At 38.7% G+C, this 22,591-nt stretch carries 17 protein-coding genes; 10 read left to right on the top strand and 7 right to left on the bottom strand.

Features of this window, described 5'->3' with window-relative positions:
* Window positions 1–60 precede the first annotated feature (60 nt).
* The 5 genes from I6F10_RS07810 to I6F10_RS07790 all read left to right on the top strand — a co-directional run bounded on the left by I6F10_RS07810 (window position 61) and on the right by I6F10_RS07790 (window position 9,921).
* Window positions 61–2,676 (top strand): TonB-dependent receptor domain-containing protein, encoded by a 2,616-nt coding sequence (locus I6F10_RS07810; protein WP_121954055.1) that lies wholly within the window; start codon window positions 61–63, stop codon window positions 2,674–2,676.
* Window positions 2,677–3,422: 746 nt separating this feature from the next.
* Window positions 3,423–4,298 (top strand): class I SAM-dependent methyltransferase, encoded by an 876-nt coding sequence (locus I6F10_RS07805; protein WP_165743012.1) that lies wholly within the window; start codon window positions 3,423–3,425, stop codon window positions 4,296–4,298.
* 728 nt (window positions 4,299–5,026) lie between these two features.
* Entirely contained in the window at window positions 5,027–7,639 is a 2,613-nt protein-coding gene (locus I6F10_RS07800) for a TonB-dependent receptor (RefSeq protein WP_165743013.1), read from the top strand.
* 989 nt (window positions 7,640–8,628) lie between these two features.
* Window positions 8,629–9,507, top strand: a complete 879-nt coding sequence (locus I6F10_RS07795; protein ID WP_165743014.1) for a tetratricopeptide repeat protein — start codon at window positions 8,629–8,631, stop codon at window positions 9,505–9,507.
* A 111-nt stretch (window positions 9,508–9,618) separates the two neighbouring features.
* Complete coding sequence (locus I6F10_RS07790) at window positions 9,619–9,921, top strand: H-NS histone family protein (protein ID WP_002958250.1); 303 nt, start codon at window positions 9,619–9,621, stop codon at window positions 9,919–9,921.
* 18 nt (window positions 9,922–9,939) lie between these two features.
* On the opposite strand, the gene I6F10_RS07785 is transcribed toward I6F10_RS07790, so the two are convergent.
* Both I6F10_RS07785 and I6F10_RS07780 read right to left on the bottom strand, forming a co-directional pair.
* Complete coding sequence (locus I6F10_RS07785; protein WP_197098698.1) at window positions 9,940–10,383, bottom strand: CIA30 family protein; 444 nt, start codon at window positions 10,381–10,383, stop codon at window positions 9,940–9,942.
* A gap of 67 nt (window positions 10,384–10,450) precedes the next feature.
* A complete protein-coding gene (locus I6F10_RS07780) occupies window positions 10,451–11,227 on the bottom strand; it encodes a hypothetical protein (RefSeq protein ID WP_165743016.1) in 777 nt (258 codons plus the stop codon).
* Between the two features lie 180 nt (window positions 11,228–11,407).
* On the opposite strand from I6F10_RS07780, the gene I6F10_RS07775 reads away from it, so the two are divergent.
* The 4 genes from I6F10_RS07775 to I6F10_RS07760 all read left to right on the top strand — a co-directional run bounded on the left by I6F10_RS07775 (window position 11,408) and on the right by I6F10_RS07760 (window position 15,073).
* A complete protein-coding gene (locus I6F10_RS07775; protein WP_197098697.1) occupies window positions 11,408–12,493 on the top strand; it encodes an alkene reductase in 1,086 nt (361 codons plus the stop codon).
* 152 nt (window positions 12,494–12,645) lie between these two features.
* On the top strand, window positions 12,646–13,656 hold the full coding sequence (locus tag I6F10_RS07770) for an RDD family protein (protein ID WP_197098696.1): 1,011 nt from the start codon (window positions 12,646–12,648) through the stop codon (window positions 13,654–13,656).
* Window positions 13,657–13,685: 29 nt separating this feature from the next.
* Entirely contained in the window at window positions 13,686–14,534 is an 849-nt protein-coding gene (locus I6F10_RS07765; RefSeq protein ID WP_197098695.1) for an alpha/beta hydrolase, read from the top strand.
* Between the two features lie 89 nt (window positions 14,535–14,623).
* Window positions 14,624–15,073 carry a hypothetical protein gene (locus I6F10_RS07760; RefSeq protein ID WP_039489341.1) on the top strand — a complete coding sequence of 150 codons (450 nt, stop codon included), beginning with the start codon at window positions 14,624–14,626 and terminating at the stop codon, window positions 15,071–15,073.
* A gap of 480 nt (window positions 15,074–15,553) precedes the next feature.
* On the opposite strand, the gene lnt is transcribed toward I6F10_RS07760, so the two are convergent.
* The 5 genes from lnt to miaB are packed head-to-tail and all read right to left on the bottom strand — an operon-like array spanning window position 15,554 to window position 21,012.
* Complete coding sequence (gene lnt, locus I6F10_RS07755) at window positions 15,554–17,104, bottom strand: apolipoprotein N-acyltransferase (RefSeq protein ID WP_197098694.1); 1,551 nt, start codon at window positions 17,102–17,104, stop codon at window positions 15,554–15,556.
* Complete coding sequence (corC, locus tag I6F10_RS07750; RefSeq protein WP_002958541.1) at window positions 17,085–17,969, bottom strand: CNNM family magnesium/cobalt transport protein CorC; 885 nt, start codon at window positions 17,967–17,969, stop codon at window positions 17,085–17,087. The genes lnt and corC overlap by 20 nt, the downstream gene beginning before the upstream one ends.
* A gap of 22 nt (window positions 17,970–17,991) precedes the next feature.
* Window positions 17,992–18,450: an rRNA maturation RNase YbeY gene (ybeY, locus tag I6F10_RS07745; RefSeq protein ID WP_197098693.1), complete on the bottom strand. Its 459-nt coding sequence runs from the start codon at window positions 18,448–18,450 to the stop codon at window positions 17,992–17,994.
* Between the two features lie 4 nt (window positions 18,451–18,454).
* On the bottom strand, window positions 18,455–19,513 hold the full coding sequence (locus tag I6F10_RS07740; RefSeq protein ID WP_002958543.1) for a PhoH family protein: 1,059 nt from the start codon (window positions 19,511–19,513) through the stop codon (window positions 18,455–18,457).
* A 50-nt stretch (window positions 19,514–19,563) separates the two neighbouring features.
* Complete coding sequence (gene miaB / locus I6F10_RS07735; protein ID WP_197098692.1) at window positions 19,564–21,012, bottom strand: tRNA (N6-isopentenyl adenosine(37)-C2)-methylthiotransferase MiaB; 1,449 nt, start codon at window positions 21,010–21,012, stop codon at window positions 19,564–19,566.
* Between the two features lie 244 nt (window positions 21,013–21,256).
* Between miaB and I6F10_RS07730 the strand changes: the two genes are divergently transcribed.
* Window positions 21,257–22,438: an FAD-dependent monooxygenase gene (locus I6F10_RS07730; protein WP_197098691.1), complete on the top strand. Its 1,182-nt coding sequence runs from the start codon at window positions 21,257–21,259 to the stop codon at window positions 22,436–22,438.
* Window positions 22,439–22,591: the final 153 nt, after the last annotated feature.

Here is a 22,591-nt window from a genome sequence, read left to right as displayed (position 1 = left end):
CAATAAAAAATAATTAAATAATAGTTGCTTCTATAAAGTTGTAACACCAGGGAGAATCAAATGTTAAATAATCAAGTTTCAAAGGCAGTTCGCTTAGCGATTGCATTTGGTGCAGTATCTACTGCTGCATTTTCGGCAAGCTCGTTTGCTGCAGAAGAAGATAGCGTAGAAAAAGTAGAACGAATTGAAGTTACTGGTTCACGTATTAAACGTACAGATTTAGAAGGTGCTTCGCCAGTAAACATTATTACAGCAGAAGATATGCAGATTGAAGGTAACTTCACTGTGGCTGATGCACTTCGAGGCAGCAGTTTTAACTCATTCGGTTCATTTTCAGAGCGTTCAGGTAGCTCTGCACAATCTCAAGCTACTATTAACTTACGTGGTGCTGGTTCTAGCAGAACGTTAGTTTTATTAGATGGTAAGCGCATGCCGGGTTCACCAACACTTGGTGGTCAATCAGCAAATTTGAACTCAATCCCAATGGCTGCTGTTGAACGCATCGAAATTTTAACTGATGGCGCATCTTCAACTTATGGTTCTGATGCAATGGCTGGTGTTGTTAACATCATCATGAAGAAAAACTATGAAGGTCTTCAGTTCCAAGGCGAAGCAGGACACCGTGATCAAGATGAAGGTACAACTTCAGCTAGTTTCTCGGTAACCGCTGGTTACTCTACAGATAAAGGTAATGTAACATTTGCTTTTGACCACCAGAGACGCGAAGGTATATCTGATGGTGATCGTGATTATACTAAAGCTTCAGCAACAGATCTTGATGGTGATGGCGTAATTCAGGCATACGAAGAGACTAAAGGTTGGTCTATCTACGGTGCGACTGTAGCTTCACCTGATTTTTCAGAGGCTCAAGCATCACCAATATGTGACGACTTAACAGCAGAGTACGGTGAGGATACTTTCCGTAAGTTTGCAGCTGACAATGACTGGGGCAGTGAAGGCTCTACTTACTGTATGTTTGCTTTCGCAAATGTATCTTATAATAAAGCTTCTATCGACCGTAATACTGTTTATTTAGATGCAAATTATGAATTGAATGACGATATAGAATGGTATGGCCGTGCTATGTTTGTTCAAAATAGCTCATTTGGTCGTTATGCTCCACCTGCCGCAGCATGGAATAATTTAGCTGCAGACAATGAAGCAAACCCTTATGATGAAGAAACAACTGGTTACTGGCGTTGGGCAGGTATTGGTAATCGCGATGGTAACGTTGATGATTACAGCCAAGACTACCTAATGGGTTTACGCGGTGATTTAGAGTGGAATAATGCATCTTGGGATGTTTATTACCATACCAATAAAGCTGATAACAAATCTGTAGGTACTTATTACCTTAGCTACGGTGGCTTAGCTTACAACCAAGCAAATGGAATTGATTTAGGTTCTGATGAAGGTGTTGCAAATATGAAAGCAACAACTCTACAAAGCTCATCTTCTACTTTCAATCAATACAATGCCGGCATCGGATTTGATTTGTTTGAATTACCAGGCGGTACGGTAGCGCATTATTTTGGTGCTGAATTTTTAGAGCAAACGTATGCTGATATTTACGATGGTCAGTCAGAAGCTGGTTTAATAGGCGGCTCTGCAGGTAACTCTGCGCTTGGTGATCGTGACATTACCGCTTTCTTTTATGAAGTTGCAATGCCAGTAGTAGATTCTCTAGAAGTTAACATTGCCGTACGTTACGATGACTACTCTGACTTTGGTGATAATGTTGCTCCTAAGATATCTGCTCGTTGGCAGGCAACGGATACTGTTGTAGTACGTGCTTCTTACTCTGAAGCTTTCCGCGCACCAGGTCTTGACCAATTAAATGCCGCTACTACTTTTAGTGCTGAATCAGCGATTGATTACTCTCAAGGTGATACATCGTCTAAGCAAATTGATACATACTACAAATCAAATACAGAGTTAGGTCCTGAAACATCAGAATACACTAACTTAGGTATAGCTTGGGATGTGATTGAGAACTTCGGTGTTAAAGCTGATTACTTTAATTTATCAATTGATGACGTTATTCAAACTAAAACTGTTCAAGGTCTTCTATCGGATGAAGCGGCTGGCAGAATAACTGCTTTCGCACCTGGTTCTGATGTAAGTAATGAAACTTTTTACTTAATACGTTCAGAAACTGGTCGTTTATTAGAAGCTGGTACTGGTTACTTCAACGGCAATGGTTTTGAGATTGAAGGTTTAGATTTAACTCTTTACGGTCATATCGATACTAGTGTTGGTGAGTTCCGCATGAACACTGTAAATAGTTTTGTATTATCTTACGATGAAGAGCGTGGCGGTAGAGTTTATAATACTGCTGGTTGGAGTGGTCAACCTGACTTCAAATCTAATACTACATTAACTTGGGCGCTTGACGACCATAGTGTAGCTTGGAACATGAACTACACGTCATCTACTTCTGAGAATGAAGCACCAAATGAAGATGGTATTTTAGAGCAAGATGGTGAACTTGAAGATTGGTTGATTCATAACCTTACGTACAGCTATAACGCAGGTGTTTATGGTACAGTTCGCTTATCAGTAAGCAACTTAACAGACGAAGATCCTGTACTTACATCTACAGGCGCTTACGATAACGCTGATTTATATAACAACTATGGTCGCGATTACCGTATCAACTATACAATTAACTTTTAACTTGTTAATTTTTTAATAAAAAAGGGCTGAATTTATTCAGCCCTTTTTTTATAAAAATGCTTCGTATTAATGTCTGTTTATGCATCAGGATTTTTAAATGAAAAACTTAAAAACTTCGCGTACTACATACCTAAAATAAGACTATATCCAGAACTTTAAATTAGCAGAAGTAGATAAAGTGAAGGCATCGTTACCATAACAAGCCCTAAGTATAAGAGTGCCTATGATTAATACTGTATATTTTATCTGAAATAGACTGGGTTGCTTGAAGCTAATATGTCCAAATCCTCGCACGAAGATTTTACACCTCTCACTGTACCACTACAAACGCCAACTCGAAAAGAAAATGAAAAATCTCATTCATAATAAAATGCTTTCTGTAATTGATAAAGAGTGTGGTGCAAATATAAGAAGAAATATGAAACAGATTTCTCTAGTAATGCACGACTCTGGAAATAACAACTCAGAATCTGTTTGCTGTGCTACTCATTAGTTACAATTTATATCAGTTGTATTGGCATAGCATAGAGAATGGTTAGGAGGTTTAAGCTAAATTTTATTGAATAAATGTAACTCATTAAAAAGTATAATAATACTCGTTTAGCAGCCAATATTTATATACAATAAAATGAGACTGTACTTAATTATTAGAAATAAAATATCAAATTAAGTGCATAAAAAGCTCGGCACTTGAGCCACTGGCTCTCTATTAAAATCTTCAACTTATCTCAGAACAGGACAAAATAATGATGAAAAACTATTGGAGTGATTATTGGGCTCAAGGCTATCTAACCTCATTTGGACAAGATATAGAGAGTAATTATACGGGTAAATTAAAGTCTTGTTGGTTGGAGTTTGCTGAAAAGTTAAATTTTAATGACAAAGTACTTGATATTGGTACAGGGAATGGTGCTCTTATTCGATTAATTCAAGAGAATAGTAGCGTTCAATTTAATGTCATAGGTGTAGATAAAGCTATTGTTAATGAAAAAGTAGCCGGTATAGAGTCATTAAATATTTTATCTAATGTAAGCGCTGAAGTCTTGCCTTTTGAAACAGCAGAATTTGATGCGATAGTAACACAGTTTGCTATCGAATATAGCGAGTTAGCGAGAAGTATCCCAGAGCTTTTTAGGGTATTAAAGAAAGGAGGTCTATATCAAATTGTGTGTCACGAAATGGATTCGGATATAGTGAAGCCAAATGTACTAATATTAGAGTCTGCAATTCGGGTGCAGAGTGAATTATTAGTTCCTTTAAAACAACTAATAAGCGCACTAAAAAAAGAGGATAAAGATCTGATTAATAGCAATATTTCTATTATTAATGAATATGTGGAGTTAGAAAAAAAGATACACCCACTTGCAATAAAAGGTACCAGGTACACTGATTTTTATCATTTTATTTTAAAGAATAGAAAGATAGATCTCGAGAAAGCTTATTACCTATTTTCTCAAGAGTTAGAAGGGCTGATTTATAGGTTAACTGATTTAAAGCAAGCCGCTTTGAATGCCCAGCAGCTTAAACAACTGTTAGCTTCAAGAGGGGATGTGTATAAAGAAGTTCTTGTTGATTCAAATAAAGAGTATATAGGCACACTTTACAGGGGCTATAAACGCTAAAATTAAGTCTTATTAGCCTATTCTAATATTAATATCCCTACCTGTTAAAAAGCAATAAAATCTCCCCATCTATAATTATCTTGGGGCATATCTAATGAGGCTGTCACTTCAACTGATAGAGTCGCAGCCGTCTTCGTATTCTTTAAACAAAGCTTTATTAAATTGTGTTGTTGAAAGCAAACTTCAAATTTACTCTATAGTCCAACGAATCAGGGCAGTGTTTTAATATCGTTGAGTTATAAAAGTCATTATTTGCGTCACATTGCTCCAGTCATAACGATAGCATATCTCCTATGTTGCTTTGAATAAGGGACAATGTATGTTGCATATTTATACTACTGTTCCCTAAAACTGTGCCTAAGCATTTTTTATCGGGATATCTGTGCGTGCTTCCGGTTCGCTTCTATCTCATCATTTTTTGCTACTTTTATATCTATATTTCTCATCCCTAAAAGAAAATTAGTAATTTACTTAAGATGATTATTAAGATTTAATTTTGCAAAAAAAACAAAAGTTAATGTTTTGCAATAATGCAAAAATAACATCATGTTTGTTTTTTGTTGCGTTAGAGCGTTGTAAGCGTTGTAAATAAAGGGGTTTATTTGGTTAGCTAAGTGTTGACCTTTTGCATAAGTTGGGACTACTATTCAAATCGAAATAGGTATTGTGATTAATTACAGACCGTTTTGAAAATAAAACAATTAAAATAGTATTCTAGGGAAAATTAAATGTTAAACAATAAAGTTTCAAATGCTGTTCGCTTGGCGATCGCTTTTGGTGCTGCTTCAACAGCAGCTTTTTCTGCAAGTTCATTTGCTGCCGAGACGGGAGTGGATAAAGTAGAGCGTATTGAAGTAACAGGCTCTCGTATCAAGCGAACTGATCTTGAAGGTGCATCACCTGTAAATATAATTACTTCAGCGGATATGAAGGTTGAGGGTAATTTTACTGTTGCTGATGCATTACGAGGAAGTAGTTTTAACTCTTTTGGCTCATTCTCTGAGCGCTCGGGTAGTTCAGCTCAATCTCAAGCTACTATCAATTTACGTGGAGCTGGCTCGAACCGAACTCTTGTTCTGCTGGACGGCAAACGCATGCCTGGTTCACCTACATTAGGTGGTCAATCTGCAAATTTGAATTCTATTCCAATGGCTGCTGTTGAGCGTATCGAAATATTAACCGATGGTGCATCATCTACTTATGGTTCAGATGCAATGGCTGGTGTAGTAAACATCATAATGAAAAAGAATTATGAGGGTTTACAATTTCAAGCTGAAGCCGGTCATCGCGAGCAAGATGAAGGTACTACCAATACAGGCTTTTCTGTAACGGCAGGGTACTCTACCGATAAAGGTAATGTAACAATTGCATTCGATCATCAAAAAAGAGAGGGGATTGCTGATCGCGACAGATCTTATACAGCACCACAACTAATCGACCGTGATGGTGATGGTACTATTCAAGCATATGATGAAACTGTAGGCTGGTCTTGGTATGGCGCAACAGTTTTATCACCTGATTATTCTGAGGCACAAGCATCTCCAATTTGTGCAGATCAAGCTGCAAAATATGGTGACGATGCGTTTAAAGAAATAGCAGCAGATACTGATTATGCACCAGGCTCTAATTACTGCATGTATGCGCACGCTAATGTATCTTATAATAAAGCTTCTATTGATCGTAATACAGTTTACATAGACTCAAATTATGAGTTAAGTGATTCAGTTGAGTGGTACGGACGTGCAATGTTTGTACAAAATAGTTCATTCGGCCGTTACGCACCGGCTGCTGCACAATGGGCATCATTGAGTGCTGATAACCCAGTAAATCCTTATGGCGAAGATGGAGCATTAGGTTTATGGCGCTGGGCTGATTTAGGTACGCGTGATGGTAATGTAGATGATTATAGCCAAGATTATTTAACTGGTTTACGCGGAGATTTAGATTGGAACAATGCTACTTGGGATATTTATTTTCATACAAATAAAGCTGATAACAAATCGGTTGGCACCTATTACCTGAGTTATGGTGGGCTTGCACATAACGAAGCGAATGGTATTCCTCTTACATCAGACGTTGGTGTAGCTAATATGAAAGCTACCACTTTACAAAATTCATCATCAACATTTAATCAAATTAACGCAGGTTTTGGCTTTGATTTATTTGAATTACCAGGTGGCGATGTAGCACATTATTTTGGAGCTGAGTATTTAGAGCAAACTTATGCCGACATTTATGATGGTCAATCTGAGGCAGGACTAATCGGTGGTTCAGCCGGTAATAGTGCTAGAGGGGAGCGTGATATAACAGCCTTTTTCTACGAAGCGGCTCTACCGGTTTCAGATTCAGTTGAAGTAAATTTAGCTGTTAGGTATGATGACTATTCAGATTTTGGCGATAATTTAGCACCAAAAGCTTCAATTCGTTGGCAGGCAACGGATACTGTTGTTGTTCGCGCTTCATATTCTGAGGCATTCCGTGCTCCAGGTTTAGATGAATTAAATGCTGCAACAACATTTAGCGCTGAGGATGCAACAGATTTTGCTCAAGGAAGTACATCAGATCAGCAAGTTGATACATATTATAAATCTAATCCTGATTTAGGCGCAGAAACTTCAGAATACTTAAACTTTGGAGTTGCTTGGGATATTGTTGAAAACTTTGGCGTTAAAGTAGATTACTTTAATTTATCAATCGATGACGTAATACAAACTAAAACCGTTCAAAGTTTATTATCAGATGAGTCGGCAGGCTTAATTTCTTCGTTCTTACCTGGGTCAGATACATCTAATGAGACCTTTTATCTAATCCGTGCTGAAAATGGTCGCTTACTAGAAGCTGGTACGGGATATTTCAATGGTAATGGTTTCGAAATTGAAGGTCTAGATTTAACTCTGTATGGTAATATTGATACTAATGTAGGTATGTTCCGCTTTAACTCTGTCAACAGCTTTACCTTTTCTTATGAGGAAGAAGTTGGAGGTAGGGTCTATAATACAGCGGATTGGAGTGGCCAGCCGGATTATAAATCGAATACAACGATAAGTTGGTCATTAGATGAGCACAGTGTTGCATGGAATATGTCTTACACAGCATCAACATCTGAAAATGAAATTCCAAATGAAGATGGTGTATTAATTCAGACTGGTCGCTTAGATAGCTGGTTGGTTCATAATCTTAACTATACCTATGATGCAGGTGATTTAGGCTCGATCAGTCTTGCTGTTAATAACCTAACAGATGAAGATCCAGTTCTAAATTCTAAGGGTGAATATACAAACCCTGAGTTGTACAACAACTACGGTCGTGACTATAGAGTTAGCTATACTATAAAATTCTGATAGCAGTAACCAAATGCAGAATTTATTTAGTAATGCCGTTCACTTAAGGTGAGCGGCATTTTTGTTTCTGGTATACCATTGCTTTCAGGGCTTGGCTGATTCTGACGAAACTTCCTCTCCTAAAAGCCGTAAAAGTAAGCTTTCTGTGGTCGCATAAAATAACTAGGTATTATTGCCGCTACTAAGGAATATACTAACCTTATTATTTTAAATAAACGACTAATAAAACTCAGTTGGTACCGTAAGAAATCTCCCTTAAGTGTGTTGTGCACCCCATTATCTGTATGTAAAAAACTTCTTAATATTAATAGATTATCAAGCATATAATGCTTTTTCTTGATGACCAATTATTATATAAGTTGCTAATATTCGGCTGATAGGTAACGCATTGGCTCTGTCATCAAGGTCAGTATACTTATGATTTTCTTTTCGATTAACTAACCTAGCAATAAGTATATAAGGAAGCCTTGGTTAACTGGCTCAATGTAAGTTGAATTGATTTATCACTTATGCTAATGCGTTAATAACTTTATATAGAATATTCTTTAAGTGGAATTTATAAATGAGATTTATTATCAGCTTTTTGTCATTATCAATAACTATGCAGATCAAAAATCAAACTGTTGATTCTAATGTCAGCCTTCTTTACCTTAAAGTAACAACCCTGGTCATTTTATAAGTTTCTTAGGTGAGCGATAAAGGAAGCAAGTCTACGAGTTTTTCTACTTAATAGGTTTGATGTTATTAATAATTTTGAGTGAGCTAGAAGTTTGCATTAAAAAACCTGAATTTCTCAAAGTAATTCGCCTCTCACATAGCCAAGGAGCTATTCAAGAGCTCTCAAAGCTTCTGTATTTAACTTTTTATTTTTAATTAAAGTTGGAAATACCTTAATTATTGATTATATTAAATGTTGTATATAATTTAAACTTAGTATTTTATAGAGTTTAAGACTGATTAATGGATATAATTCTTATAAAGAGGGAAATATGAAAGCGATAGTAAAGTTACTGCTCATTTTCAGTGTATTACTGTTTAGTCAAAATGGCCGTTCAGAAGAAATTACTGAGTGCGATACAAAAGTATGTAAGCAACGTTTTAAAGATTTTAAAAAATATGCGCGCAAAGATATTCCACAGGCGACGGAGGTATTAGGGACATTTTATTACAAAGGGTATGGTATAGAAAAAAATCATAGTAAGGCACGACGTTATTTTTTGAATAGTGCGAAATATGGAAGTCCCACAGCCCAATTTAAACTAGGGTTAATGTATTTAAATGGTGAAGGTGGAAATGTTGAAGTTAAAAAAGGAATTAATTGGTTAGAGTGGGCTGCTAAAAATGACGTTACTGCAGCAAATTACTTTTTAGGTCTATTTTATATTGATGGTAAGCTAATTGATAAAGATTATAAAAAAGGTAAGACTTATTTAGAGGCTGCGTCCAATGATGATTATCATAAAGCTCAGTTTGTTTTAGCAAAGTATTATGAATTAGAGGAAAATAACCAAGAAAAAGCTGTTGAGTATTATAAAAAGTCAGCATATTTTGTAGAAGAGTCTAATCTTCGTTTGATCTCTTTAGGTATAAAATTGCCACAAACAGATCCTAACTTATCAATTGAGAGGATTGAAGTTAAATCAGAATCGTTAAACGACATGTTCGATGAATTACTAGCTGCACTGAGATATATACCTGCTCCAGGCAAACCTACGGGTTCAAATGTAGTTGGAATGGGTTGCCGAAATCAAGATTCCAATTGCGGATTTATTGTCGATCCAACTGAAATTGAAAGATTTATAAGAGATATGCAGTGGCAGTTTTCTGATCCAACATTAACACAGGCTATGAGGCCAGTTGATTTGTAATATTTGACTTAAATTTAATATAACATAGTAATTTAAAGTATTACTTGGTTTGTTCTAACGTATTAAATTACAATACTATCAAACTTGATTTACTTATTTAGTGAGATACAAATGAAAGAAGTCCGATCTTTTATTAAAACAGCATCATTAACAGAGCTTGAAAAAGCTCAACAGCTTATCAATGATGCAATTTCAAAATATACCCAGCAGCAAAAAGCGAAACAGGAAGTTTTGGATCTTTTAAAAGAAAAAGGACTTACGCTAGAAGATTTACAAGATGGAGCATCAGACAAGCGCACCAAAGTTAAGCCTAAGTACCGTATGGAACTTAATGGTGAGACTATTGAATGGACTGGCCGTGGCCGTCGTCCTAAAGCGTTTGAAGGTGTTGAGCTTGAAAAGTTTTTAGCTTAAAGCTAAATATAAGAGAAGCTAGCTTTTAAACTCAATTTTACCCACTTCAAGTTTAAATTTACCTTCTTGCTTGCCTGCAATCATAAAGCCTAGCTGTTTTATATCTACCCATTCATTTTTTACTGTTTTAAATGAGTGAGTGTACGCTGCGCCATTAAGGTAATTGGTAGTTCTGAGCCTAAGCTGATAGGTTTGTCCATCACCTTTAACACGCAGCGCTATAGCTTTAGTATTTTGGCTTTGTGTATTTAGCTCTGTACGTATTGATGCAAAACCGCCGTTATTATCAAGCGAAACATTGCCTGTAAAAAGCAAACTTTCTTGAGTTTGTGTTACTTGGCTATTAGATACACCGCCCATTACTGAGTCGTTAATAACGTACCAGCGCTGGTTTGCATTCGCTTGTGCACTTACAACTAATAAATTAAATACAAAAAGTGAGGATAGTTGTTTGGTGATCATGGCTTACTCCTAATTACTTTAAGCTTATCAATACGGATAAACATATTATCTGTTCACTTATTTAAAGCTAATTATTTTTACGGCTCCATTTTTTCATGATTTTTTCAAATATAATTTCTTTATCAGTTTTATCCTCAGGGCAGGGTTTACCGCTACCTTGAGGCATACCATTGCTACCAAATACGGTGGAAGTATCAATTAAATAGCATTTACCATTAAATTTTTCTAATCGTCGTGTGCCTGTTGTATTTTGGCTAATAACTTCTGAATTATCAGATTTTACTGGTGTTTTAATTGTGGGCTTATTGTTTATTTCTTCATTTCCAGAGCTTTTATCTTCACCAAAGGAGACCATTTTTTTATGAGTCATATTATTTACAGGAGTGCCAAATAGCGGCGCGTATGGATTTAGCTTTTTAAATGTTTGAGAGGCTTTTGTTATAGACTCTGAAGGCGCGGCTACCAGGGGTCCAACAGGTTTTACAGAGGCTTTTTTAAGCTCTGTTTGTGCCTTTGGTAACGTGATGGTTTTGGCTTGCGTTTTTTTAGTTGCCCTTACTTTGGCTTTTGTAGAATCTTTTTTTATAGGTGTAGTGTTAGAGGTCGCTGAATTTGGTGCATCAGTTTTAGTGTTTACAGTTTTTATATCAGGCGCATTGGTTGTTGTAACAACTGAGCTTAGCTTAGGTAGGCTTGCTAAATTAACCGTAACATAGGCCTGTATTATTGCGTTTTTTTCCTCCTTTGGCGGCGCAACTTTAATAGATTGCGAAAACAAAAAGTACAACACAATAGCGTGTATACACAACGAGATAACCCACGGCCATGCATTCCCTTTATTCACATCAAACCCTCAACTTAATAGTGCTGTTAAGAGTCAATAAAATACATTTAGTTCACCTAAAGTTAATGTGTTTTACTTTGTGGCTTTATTGCAGATACAACAAAACTATTTTGCAGTTTTTGTTGTTTTTGCATGTGCTTGGTTACGTTATTATGAGCGCAATCAAACTTAGGAGGCATTATGACATTACTTTTTGAACCAATAGAACTTGCAGGTAAAACATTAAAAAACCGTATTGTTATGCCCCCAATGACTCGCTCGCGTTCAACACAGCCTGGCGATATAGCTAACGACTTAATGGCAACATATTACGCACAGCGCGCAAGTGCCGGACTAATTGTAAGCGAAGGCACACAAATTAGTGAGCTTGGTAAAGGTTACGCTTGGACTCCGGGTATTTATTCAAATGAGCAAGTTGCAGGCTGGAGTAAAGTAACAAGCGCAGTACATAGCGCTGGTGGAGTGATGTTTGCTCAGCTTTGGCATGTTGGCCGTGTTACCCACAGTGACAACACTGGTGGCGTGCAGCCTATTTCAGCCTCGGGCATTGCCGCAAAAGACGTAAAAGTATTTGTAGATACAAACGGCGCACCGGGGTTTGTAGACACCCAACTCCCACGCGAAATGAGCAAACAAGATATTACGCATGTCATAGGCGAATTTCGCCAAGCAGCTAAAAATGCAGTTAATGCAGGGTTTGATGGCATAGAGCTTCATGCTGCAAATGGTTACCTTATTAATCAATTTTTAGACTCAGAGTCAAATGCTCGCACCGATGAATATGGTGGCAGTGTGCAAAACCGCATACGCTTTTTAATTGAAGTGGTACATGCTGTTAGCGACGAAATTGGTAGCAGCAAAGTAGGCGTAAGACTAGCCCCGTTAACAACCCTTAATGGCACAGTAGACGAAAACCCTGAGGAAACTTACTTAGCGGTTTCTGAGGCATTAAATAAAGCCGGTGTAGGTTACATGCATATAGCCGAAGCCGATTGGGATGACGCACCTTTAATGAGTGTTGAATTTAAAAAATCGATTCGCAAAGCCTACAGTGGTGTATTAATTTACGCAGGTAAGTACACCAAAGAGCGCGCAGACGAAGCACTTAGCGAAGGCTGGGCCGACATGATTGGCTTTGGTCGCCCGTTTGTATCAAACCCAGACTTACCAGCACGCTTAAAGCAAGGCAAGCCTCTTAACAGCCACAACCCCGACACCTTATTTGGTGGCGCAGAACAAGGCTATACCGATTATCCAACGGTATAATTGCTAGTAAGTAATAAACATTGAGTAAAAACATGAAGGGCTGCATTTTATGCAGCCCTTTTTTGTGCATTGATTCTAATAGCTTTACCTTGAGCAAAAAATAAAAAACGCGTAAGTTAACCGGGTTACCTATTTTAATAACAAGAAAATAAATGAAAGCCACAGAAATAGAACAATTAGAATTATCAAATTCTGAAACCCGAGAAGTTATTACACCCTACGCTTTTAAAATTGACAGCGCTTTACTGGGCTTGCCTTTAGCTACACCTATTCAGCGTGCACTAGCGATTATTATTGATGTTGCACTGATATTTTTAGCAGCCAAACTTAGCGCTGCTTTAATAGCATTTGTTGCTGCAATGGCTTTTTATAAAGGTACAGCACAGCAATACCTTCCAAAAATGTCGAATGTGTGGCGAAGAATCTTAAAAATAACGGCAGCAAGTATTTTATTTGTAAGCGCACTTACTGTGCTTTCAATTGGCATTGATTACCTAGAAGACGATAACACTGATCAAGGTTTAGCTGTTCAGGGCGTAAAAATACAAGATGAAATTCAGCTTACCGCCACAGAAAAACAACAGCTAAATACTTATTTAGCGCAAACAGCCGATGACAGCTGTGAGCAACCCTGTCAACGAAACGCGCTTGATAATTTAATTGGGCAAGTTCCCAAATTAGCAGAAATGGACGACCTACAAAACCCACAACTTGCTACCGTACTTTTACAATTATTAGTGCTCAGTGAAAATAACGAAATAAAGCCTGCACAGTTAATAGAAGAAAAACCTGCACAAACAAGCACAAATAGTATTTTGCAGTGGAGCAAAGGCATTATTCAAGACTTGGGCTTAGGTTTTGGCTGGGCTGCTGTTTACTTTACGTTGTTCTCGTTACTTTGGCGCGGCCAAACACCGGGTAAAAAGGTATGTAATATTCGTGTGGTTGCCTTAAGCGGTGAGCCATTAGGATTATTAGATTGTTTTGGTCGCTACGGCGGCTACGGTGCAGGCTTTGCCACAGGCTTGTTAGGGTTTTTACAGATATATTGGGATCCAAACAGACAAGCCATTCAAGATAAAATATCAGCCACTGTGGTTATTAAAGGTAACTTGAATCAAGTTGTAAATGTTGAAACGGTAGAAGAGACTGTAAAAAGTTAAGTTTGCTCTTATTAATTACAAGGATGGTTATGAAAGCTTTATTAATGGCGTTTAGTTATCTGTATTTTATTACTGCTTCGTATGCGTCAGAAAATATTGTGTTAGCAAAAAAACATCAGCTTAAGTCTATTATTTTAGGTGAGCAGCGCAGTTATAGTGTTTATTTACCGCCAAGCTACAAGCAAAACCTCGAACTAGTATATCCTGTTATTTACTTGCTTGATGGCGACCCAACCCATTTAAAAGCCTTAGCGGGGCTTGTTGAAGCACTCAGTACTGAGCGGCTAGAAAAACAAATTCAACAAGCAATTATTGTCGCTGTTCCTAATAGTAAAAATGCGATAAGAGAGCGCGACTTTACCCCTACCAATATCGATTGGACTTTTAACGGCAAGCTACTCGAAAAATTTGAAAACATTGGCAATGCCGCAAACTACACCGCTTTTTTTGAAAAAGAACTTATTCCCTTCATTAATAAAAATTACCGTACATCAAATAAGCAGGTATTAATTGGGGAATCTTTCGGCGGCTTGTTCGCAAGTTATGTTTTACTTACAAATCACTCTTTATTTACTGATTACTTAATTATTGATGCAACCTACCTTTGGGATAATAATTATCTCAATCGTTATTTTGACGAGCAACAGCTTATAAATAAGCAGCTTAAAGGCAATGTATATTTTACTTTTGCTAATAATGCAGCTTTTGGTGAAATTGGAGAGGCTAATTATAAATGGGGCTTAGAGCTTGCTAAAAAACTAAAAGCGCACCCGAGTAACAGTTTATATATAAATCAACGTTACTTTGAAGAAGAAACTCATGGCACGGTGGCAGCGCTTAGTTGGTACTATGGTTTAAAAAGCTTATTACAAAAATAAGTCTTAATTTATATACTAGGTTAGTGAAAGGAGTAATTTTGGGTATATTGTTAACGAAATTTAGTAGTGAAAAATTAAAAGGGAATTAAATGAGTAATAATTTTAATGAGGCTATAAAGGGCTTTTTTTGGGGGATAGGGTTTGTAATAGCAACACTCGGTGGTATCAGTGTGTACGCGCTAACAATAGCCGCAGAAGTTGATAGTGGCTTTAAAGAGCAGGTATCAAATAAAGCATTGGAGGGCACTGACGACTTAAATAGTGATTATAAACTTACCCTTTCTGATATCTTTAAAGAAAATGGGCGAGTAAGAATAACTGCCGAGTTAAAAAATATCACCAATGAAAGCATATATGCAGGTGGTGTTATAGCATCTACATTCGATAAAAACGGAAAGTTTGTTGGTAATTGTTTAGGTAAAAGCGATGATATTTTTATAGAACCAAATAAAAGTAGCTATATTGATATTCATTGTAATCTACTGAGGCCACAGGTGAGCAGAGTACACTCAGCAAAGCTAAAGTTTAAGTGGTTTTGATAGTTGCTGTAAACTACCCCCATAGAAAGCAAAAAGCATAACGAGTAGTTATGACTAAAAAGTTATTTAGTTGGGAGCGAGGACGCCAATAGTCGGGTTACGATAAAATGTTACTATGCTGTATGCTAACCTCATTTAAATTTGATACTTAATTAAACTCCCGCAAGTAAGTGAAATAAAGTCGCATACCGATAAAGTTAAAGTCGGTCGGCATTCAGGCTCAATCTCAATATTGTATTGATGTATGCCGTTAAAGGTGGTGAGTTTATCTGTCAAAATCCAATTATAAATTTCAGTCGAGTTTAACTTTTTAAACCTGATATTGAGCAACACCAAGCATTAAAAATAGAACGAAGCTCGTTATATTTTTAGCATAGGCTAGATTAAAAAGTAAATTTGCGTAGGTTGGGTAGAGCGAAGCGAAACCCAACAATAAACACTTTTTTAAATAGCTGTCCACCGACAGCTATTAATTTTAATTCACTTTCTCAACCTAACCCCAAACCCAACAAGCCCCATCAAAAACACCAATCCCCACACAAATATGTTTCCGTATTGGCTGTACACGCTGTCGCCTTTTATGAGCTTAATGTTGGCTTTCAATATGGTAGCTTCAAACTGAGGCATGGTTTGTTGTGTGTGGCTTATGGGGTCGTATACGGCGCTTACACCATTGTTAGTAACACGCACTAGAGGGCGTTGTAGTTCGAGCGCGCGCATGCGGGCTATTTGCATATGTTGCAAAGGCCCAATAGAGTCGCCAAACCAGGCATCGTTACTTACAGTAAAGAGTAGGTCGGAGTCGCTTTTGTAATTACCGCGTACTAAGTCGGCAAAAACAATTTCGTAGCAAATAGCAGGGAGTAAGTTATAGCCATTGGCGCGTAAGTTGTTTTGCACTTTGTCGCCACGGGTAAACGATGACATAGGCAAATCGAATAATGGGGCGATAGGGCGCAAAAAGTCTTGAAACGGCACAAATTCGCCAATGGGTAATAGCTGGTGTTTTTGATAGCGGTTTTTATCAAGGTAATGATAATGCCCATGCTCGTCGCCACGTTCTTTATTACCGACCACAATAAGTGTGTTGAATATATTTTTGGTGTCTCGCTGGTAGTCAACAATACCGGTTACAAGGGCGGTTTGATTAAACGAGGCTGCACTGTCTAAATTGGCTAGGTAGGAATCAGCAAGCATTTCTATTTCAGGAACTGCGGCTTCTGGCCATACTATTAAGTCGGCATCCCAATGTGGGCGTGTCATGTCTTGGTATTTGCTCATTGTGGTCCAAAACTCACTTGGCTCAAAGCGCAGGTGTTGCTGTATGTTGCCTTGTACGAGCAATACTGACATGTTTTTATTTGTGTAATGAATGCTGCCTGTGGTATTTGCGCCTGTAAAAATAAGCGCAACAGCTGTCGCAGTAACCACCGGGGTTTTAAAGTCTTTTTGGGTTAAGCGATAAAGTGCAAAACCAATCGCGATACACACGAGGGTTAGGCCAAACTCGCCAATATAAGGGGCAAGCAGCCTTAAAGGTCCGTCGGTTTGTGTGTAGCCAAAACTTAACCACGGGAAACCGGTAAGTACGGTGCCACGTAAATACTCACTAATTGCAAAGCAGGCAATTAATAATGCGCCAAAGCTTTTAGGGCCACTGGCAAAGCGTGTAGTTGCCCAAAAGGCAAGTGCGGGAAATAATGCTAAGTATGAGCACAAAAAAGCCATTAACGAGAGCGACGCTATAAGCGGCATACCGCCAAAGGTGGCAATAGAAACATGTACCCAGCTTATACCTGCACCAAACCAGCCTAGGCCAAATATAAAGCCATATTTAGCACCGGTTTTTGCGTGTGCTTTACCGGTATTATTGGGATTAATGCAAAAAATTATGGCGCCAAGACTAATAAATACGATGGGCCAAATTTCAAAAGGGGCATAGCCAAAAGTTAAAACAAGGCCCGCAACGAGTGCGAGCCATGCTTTTTTATCTTTTGCTAATAGGGTAAGTCTAGTTAGCAGTTTCTTCACTGTCGTTATCATCAGCCTTAGGAACGGTGACTTGCAGTTGCAAAATACGACGATTGTCGGCGTTGGTTACTTTAAATTGGTAACCTTCTATGTCAATCGTTTCACCACGGCTTGGCATATGGCCAAATGCGTGCAGTACAGTTCCGCCAATAGTATCGGCTTCGTCTGTGCTGTAGCCTGTTTTAAAATGCTCGTTAAAGTCATCTACAGGAGTGAGTGCTTGCACTACGTGGACATGTTTAGCAAGTTGACGAATATCTTGATGTTCTTCTTCTTCGTCGTGCTCATCTTCGATTTCGCCAACAATTATTTCAAGAATATCTTCAATCGTTACTAAGCCCGATACGCCGCCGTATTCGTCAATAACAACAGCCATATGGTAGCGTTGCTGACGGAATTCGTTTAGCAATGTATCAACACGTTTGCTTTCAGGTACTACCATTGCTGGGCGTAAATAATCGCGTATTGATGGTAAATGCTCGTCTTTATTTAAGATCAGTGGCAATAAATCTTTAGCGAGTAAAAAACCTTCTACATGATCTTTGTCTTCAATCACCACTGGAAAACGTGAGTGAGTTGAGTCAACCATCATTGGAATTAGTTCTTCAAGCGGGCTGTCGATCTCAAGAGTGATCATTTGTGAGCGCGGGACCATTATGTCTCGCACTTTAAGCTCAGACACGCCAAGCACACCTTCTATCATCTCTTTTGTTTCTGGATCGATTACGTCTCGTTCTTGCGCATCGGCAATAACTTCGACCAGCTCTTCTCTATTCTGGGGTTCCCCTTGCAACATTTGGGCTATTCTGCCCAACCACGTTTTGCCAGAAGAACCCTGGCTAGATTGCGAGTTACCGTCGCTCATTGCGTCTAATTGCTCCGTTAATTTAAATATCGTCCCGGTATGGGTCTGCTATGTTTAGCTCTGCAAGTAATTGCTTTTCGATGCTTTCCATCTCTAAAGCGTCTTCACTCTTTATATGGTCAAATCCAAGCAAATGCAAGCATCCGTGAATAACCATGTGAGCAAAGTGGTCATGAAATGACTTCTCTTGCTCAATTGCTTCAGCTAATACAATGGCTGGGCAAATAATTAAGTCACCAACCAAAGGAATATCTATGCCTGGTGGTGCTTCAAATTCGAACGACAGTACGTTGGTCGGTTTATTTTTACCGCGATAGTCGTTATTAAGTTGTTGCGATTGCGCTTCGTCGCTAATAACGATACTGAGTTCGGACTCGTCACGGTATTGGCTAAGGGCTTTGTCGGCCCATAGTGAAAATTGTTCTTCGCTTGGGAGGTTGTCAAACTCACAGGCTATTTGTAAATCAAGTTCGGTTGTCAAAGTATTACTCTTTAGTAGTAGGCTGTTGAAGAGCAGCGAGTGCGTCTTTTGCATTTTGCTTTTCAATGCGCTTAAGTCGCTCGCTTTCGTCGTTTCGCTCGTAGGCTTCAACTATGCGTGCTACAACAGGGTGACGTACTACGTCGTGGGCTTTGAAGTAGTTAAAGCTAATTTCGTTTACGCCATCAAGTACTTCAATTGCATGGCGAAGGCCTGAGCGTGTCCCACGAGGTAAATCGACCTGTGTAATATCGCCTGTAATCACCGCTTTTGAGTTAAACCCTATACGGGTTAAAAACATTTTCATCTGCTCGGCGGTAGTATTTTGGCTTTCATCTAAAATAATAAAGGCATCGTTTAAAGTACGTCCGCGCATGTAAGCAAGCGGTGCGACTTCGATGATATTTTTTTCGATGAGTTTTTCTACTTTTTCAAAACCTAACATTTCAAAAAGAGCATCGTAAAGAGGGCGCAGGTATGGGTCTATTTTTTGACTTAAATCGCCAGGTAAAAAGCCAAGCTTCTCGCCAGCCTCTACAGCAGGGCGCGTTAGTAATATACGGCGTATTTCTTGGCGCTCAAGAGCGTCGACGGCGGCTGCAACTGCAAGGTAAGTTTTACCAGTACCTGCAGGGCCAATACCAAAGGTAATGTCGTGGTTTAAAATATTAGCCACATAAACACCTTGGTTGTCGTTACGTGGTTTAATAACACCACGGCGGGTTTTAATAACCATTTCTTTGCCATAAGCGCTGCTGGATGCATCTTGCTCTAAAGCTTTTGATTCGGTAATAGCTAAATGAACGGCGTCGGGTTCTATTTCGCCTAAAACACCACGAACTGGCTGAGTATCAACATAAAGGTTTTTTAAGATTTCTACAGCGCCGGCGCAGTTGTGTAGTTTACCGGTTACTTTAAAAAAGTTGTCACGGTGAATTATTTCAACAGCTAGGTGGCGTTCAATTTGTTTGATGTTTTCGTCAAACGGGCCACATAAAGAAGATAGGCGTTTGTTATCGGCAGGTTCTAAATAAATCTCTAATGTTTTTAACTGATTACTCAAAATTGCTTCCTATAGTACTGCGCCAGCGTTAACTGGCGCTAATTGTGTGACTAAGGAACGAAAGTAGCTACGCCAATTTCGTTAACAGTGTCTGGTTTTGGCTCTGCAGCTGCAGCTTTAGTTAAAATAGCTGAAGGAGCGACTTCACGTCGTAAGTTCATTTCTGATTCTGTACGAATTAAGTCACCACGTAAAGAGTTAGGTAGTGCTTCGGTAATACGTACATCAACAAACTGTCCGATCACTGTGTGCGGGCCAACAAAGTTTACTACACGGTTGTTTTCGGTACGGCCACGTAATTCCATAGGGTTCTTCTTAGAAGGACCTTCAACAAGTATACGTTGCTCTGTATCGAACATTTGGCGACTAATTTGTTGCGCCATTTGTGTAATACGGTTTTGTAATAAGTATAAGCGTTCTTTTTTCTCTTGCTCTGTTACGTCATCTGGCAAATCTGCCGCTGGCGTACCTGGGCGTGCACTGTAAATAAAGCTAAAGCTCATATCAAAACCAATGTCGCTAATAAGCTTCATGGTTGCTTCAAAGTCTTCTTTGCTTTCGCCTGGGAAACCAATAATGAAATCTGACGACATGCTTAAGTTAGGGCGAATTTTACGTAACTTACGGATTGTCGATTTGTATTCAATTGCCGTATGGCCACGTTTCATTAGGTTTAATATACGGTCTGAACCACTTTGTACTGGTAAATGTAAGTGATCTACAAGCTCTGGTACATCGGCGTAAACGTCGATTATATCTGGGGTAAATTCTACCGGGTGCGATGTGGTGTAACGAATACGGTCAATACCATCAATAGCTGCAATAAGACGAATTAAATCAGAGAAGTAACAAATTTCGCCATCGTGCGTATCGCCGCGATATGCGTTTACGTTTTGACCTAAAAGATTTACTTCACGTACGCCTTGCTCTGCAAGTTGTGCAACTTCAAGTAGTACGTCATCTACTGGGCGACTAACTTCTTCACCGCGGGTATAAGGTACAACACAAAAAGTACAGTACTTAGAACAGCCTTCCATAATTGATACAAACGCAGATGGGCCATCTGCTTTTGGCTCTGGTAGGCGGTCAAATTTTTCAATCTCTGGGAATGAAATATCAACAACCGATGAGCCTTTGTCGCCTTGCACTTGTTTAATCATTTCTGGTAAACGGTGTAGCGTTTGCGGACCAAAAATAACATCTACAAATGGCGCACGTTGGCGAATAGAGTCACCTTCTTGTGAGGCAACACAACCACCTACACCAATGATTAAATCTGGCTTGTCGTCTTTTAATAACTTCCAGCGACCTAATTGGTGAAATACTTTTTCTTGTGCTTTTTCACGAATTGAACAGGTGTTAAGTAAGATTACGTCGGCATCTATTGCATCTTCAGTTAGCTGGTAGCCGTTGGTGGCATCTAAAAGTTCAGCCATTTTCTGAGAGTCGTATTCGTTCATCTGACAACCCCAGGTTTTAATATGCAGCTTTTTGCTCATTGAAATATAGCCTCGTGTTCAATTCGATAGTGGCACAAAAATGTGCTTGAAACAGGATTAAGGAGCAAGCATGCTCACTTAAAGGAGGCGTATTTTAGCTGGATACCCGTCCAGATCCAAGTATAGTTTTCATGTTTGTGATCTCAAATCAATACGAGGCGAGTTTAATCAGCGGTTAGGGATATCCTCTGGTATAAAACAAATTAATTTTGATACAATCAAAACAGACTCAAGTAATAATAAAATGATGAAAAACATGACTAAAAATAATGTGATAGTAGTTGGTGGTGGCATGGTTGGCGCGGCTATGGCGATAAAGCTTGCTCAGCAGGGCTTTGGCGTACGCATAATCGAAAAATACCTAATAGACCCATCACAGATTCTTAGTAGTGATAAGGTTGATATTAGAGTGTCGGCTATTAATCGTTTTTCAGAAAATTTACTTGATGAATTAGGAGCAATGCCGCTTTTAAGGCAAAACCGCATAGCGCCTTATCAGCAATTGGAGGCATTTGAGCGCGGTGGTGATAATTTATTGTTTGACTGCGCCGATATAAACACCACGCATTTAGGCCACTTAATTGAAAATAGTTTAATTCAAGCAAGTTTATGGCAGCAATTTGATCATTATAAGATTGAGGTTATTGAGCAAGCCACACCTATTACTAAAATAGAGCAAACGGATGATTTAATTACGCTTGTGTATGGAGCTCAAACCTATACCGCTGATTTAGTGATTGCCGCCGATGGCGGACAATCGCAGCTGCGTGCTAAAGCTAATATAGGAATTACCGGCTGGCAGTATCAGCAACATTGTATGGGGGTATTAATTAAACTCGATGCGCCGCAACAAATAAAAACATGGCAGCAGTTTACGCCAAGTGGGCCACTCGCATTTTTGCCAATGCAGGCACCATACGCTAATTTAATTTGGTACGATGATGCAAATACACTGCAAGCATTTAAAGGGCTAAACCCAGCTGAGCTAAAAATGCACATACTTAATAAATTTCCTGAACTTGCTGGAGACTTTGAAGTACAAACCCATGCAATATTTCCGCTTACTCGCCAACATGCTAACAATTATTCACAAGGGCGCTTAGTTTTAGTCGGTGACGCTGCACATACAATAAATCCCCTTGCAGGGCAGGGCGTTAATTTAGGTTTTCAGGACGTAGTGGCACTTGCTGAAGTTTTAGACAATGCAGCGGATATAGGGTGCCCGTTAACGCTTAAAGAATACGAGCGAGCTCGCCGTAAGGCTAATTTATTAATGATGAGCATGATGGACGCGTGTTACTTTGGCTTTTCTAACCAAGTTGCGCCACTTAAATGGGCACGTAGCCAGTTTTTAAAAATGGCTAATAATACAGGCCCTATAAAAAACTGGGTTTTAAAATACGCAATTAGCGGTGATTTAGGCTAAATTTAAAGTAGAGATTAAAAAGGCTCATTTATGCTGTCTCTTGATCACAAGTCTGACTCAAGAGATTTTGCTAAATCGTAGCCTTCCAGGATGGCTTGTAACTTAAGCCATCCTTTCCATAACACTTTCACAGATGCACGCCCTGTGCGCTTG

Source organism: Pseudoalteromonas sp. SWYJZ98, from assembly GCF_015864495.1.
GTDB lineage: Bacteria > Pseudomonadota > Gammaproteobacteria > Enterobacterales > Alteromonadaceae > Pseudoalteromonas > Pseudoalteromonas distincta.
This window is presented reverse-complemented; position numbering and strand designations above follow the sequence as displayed.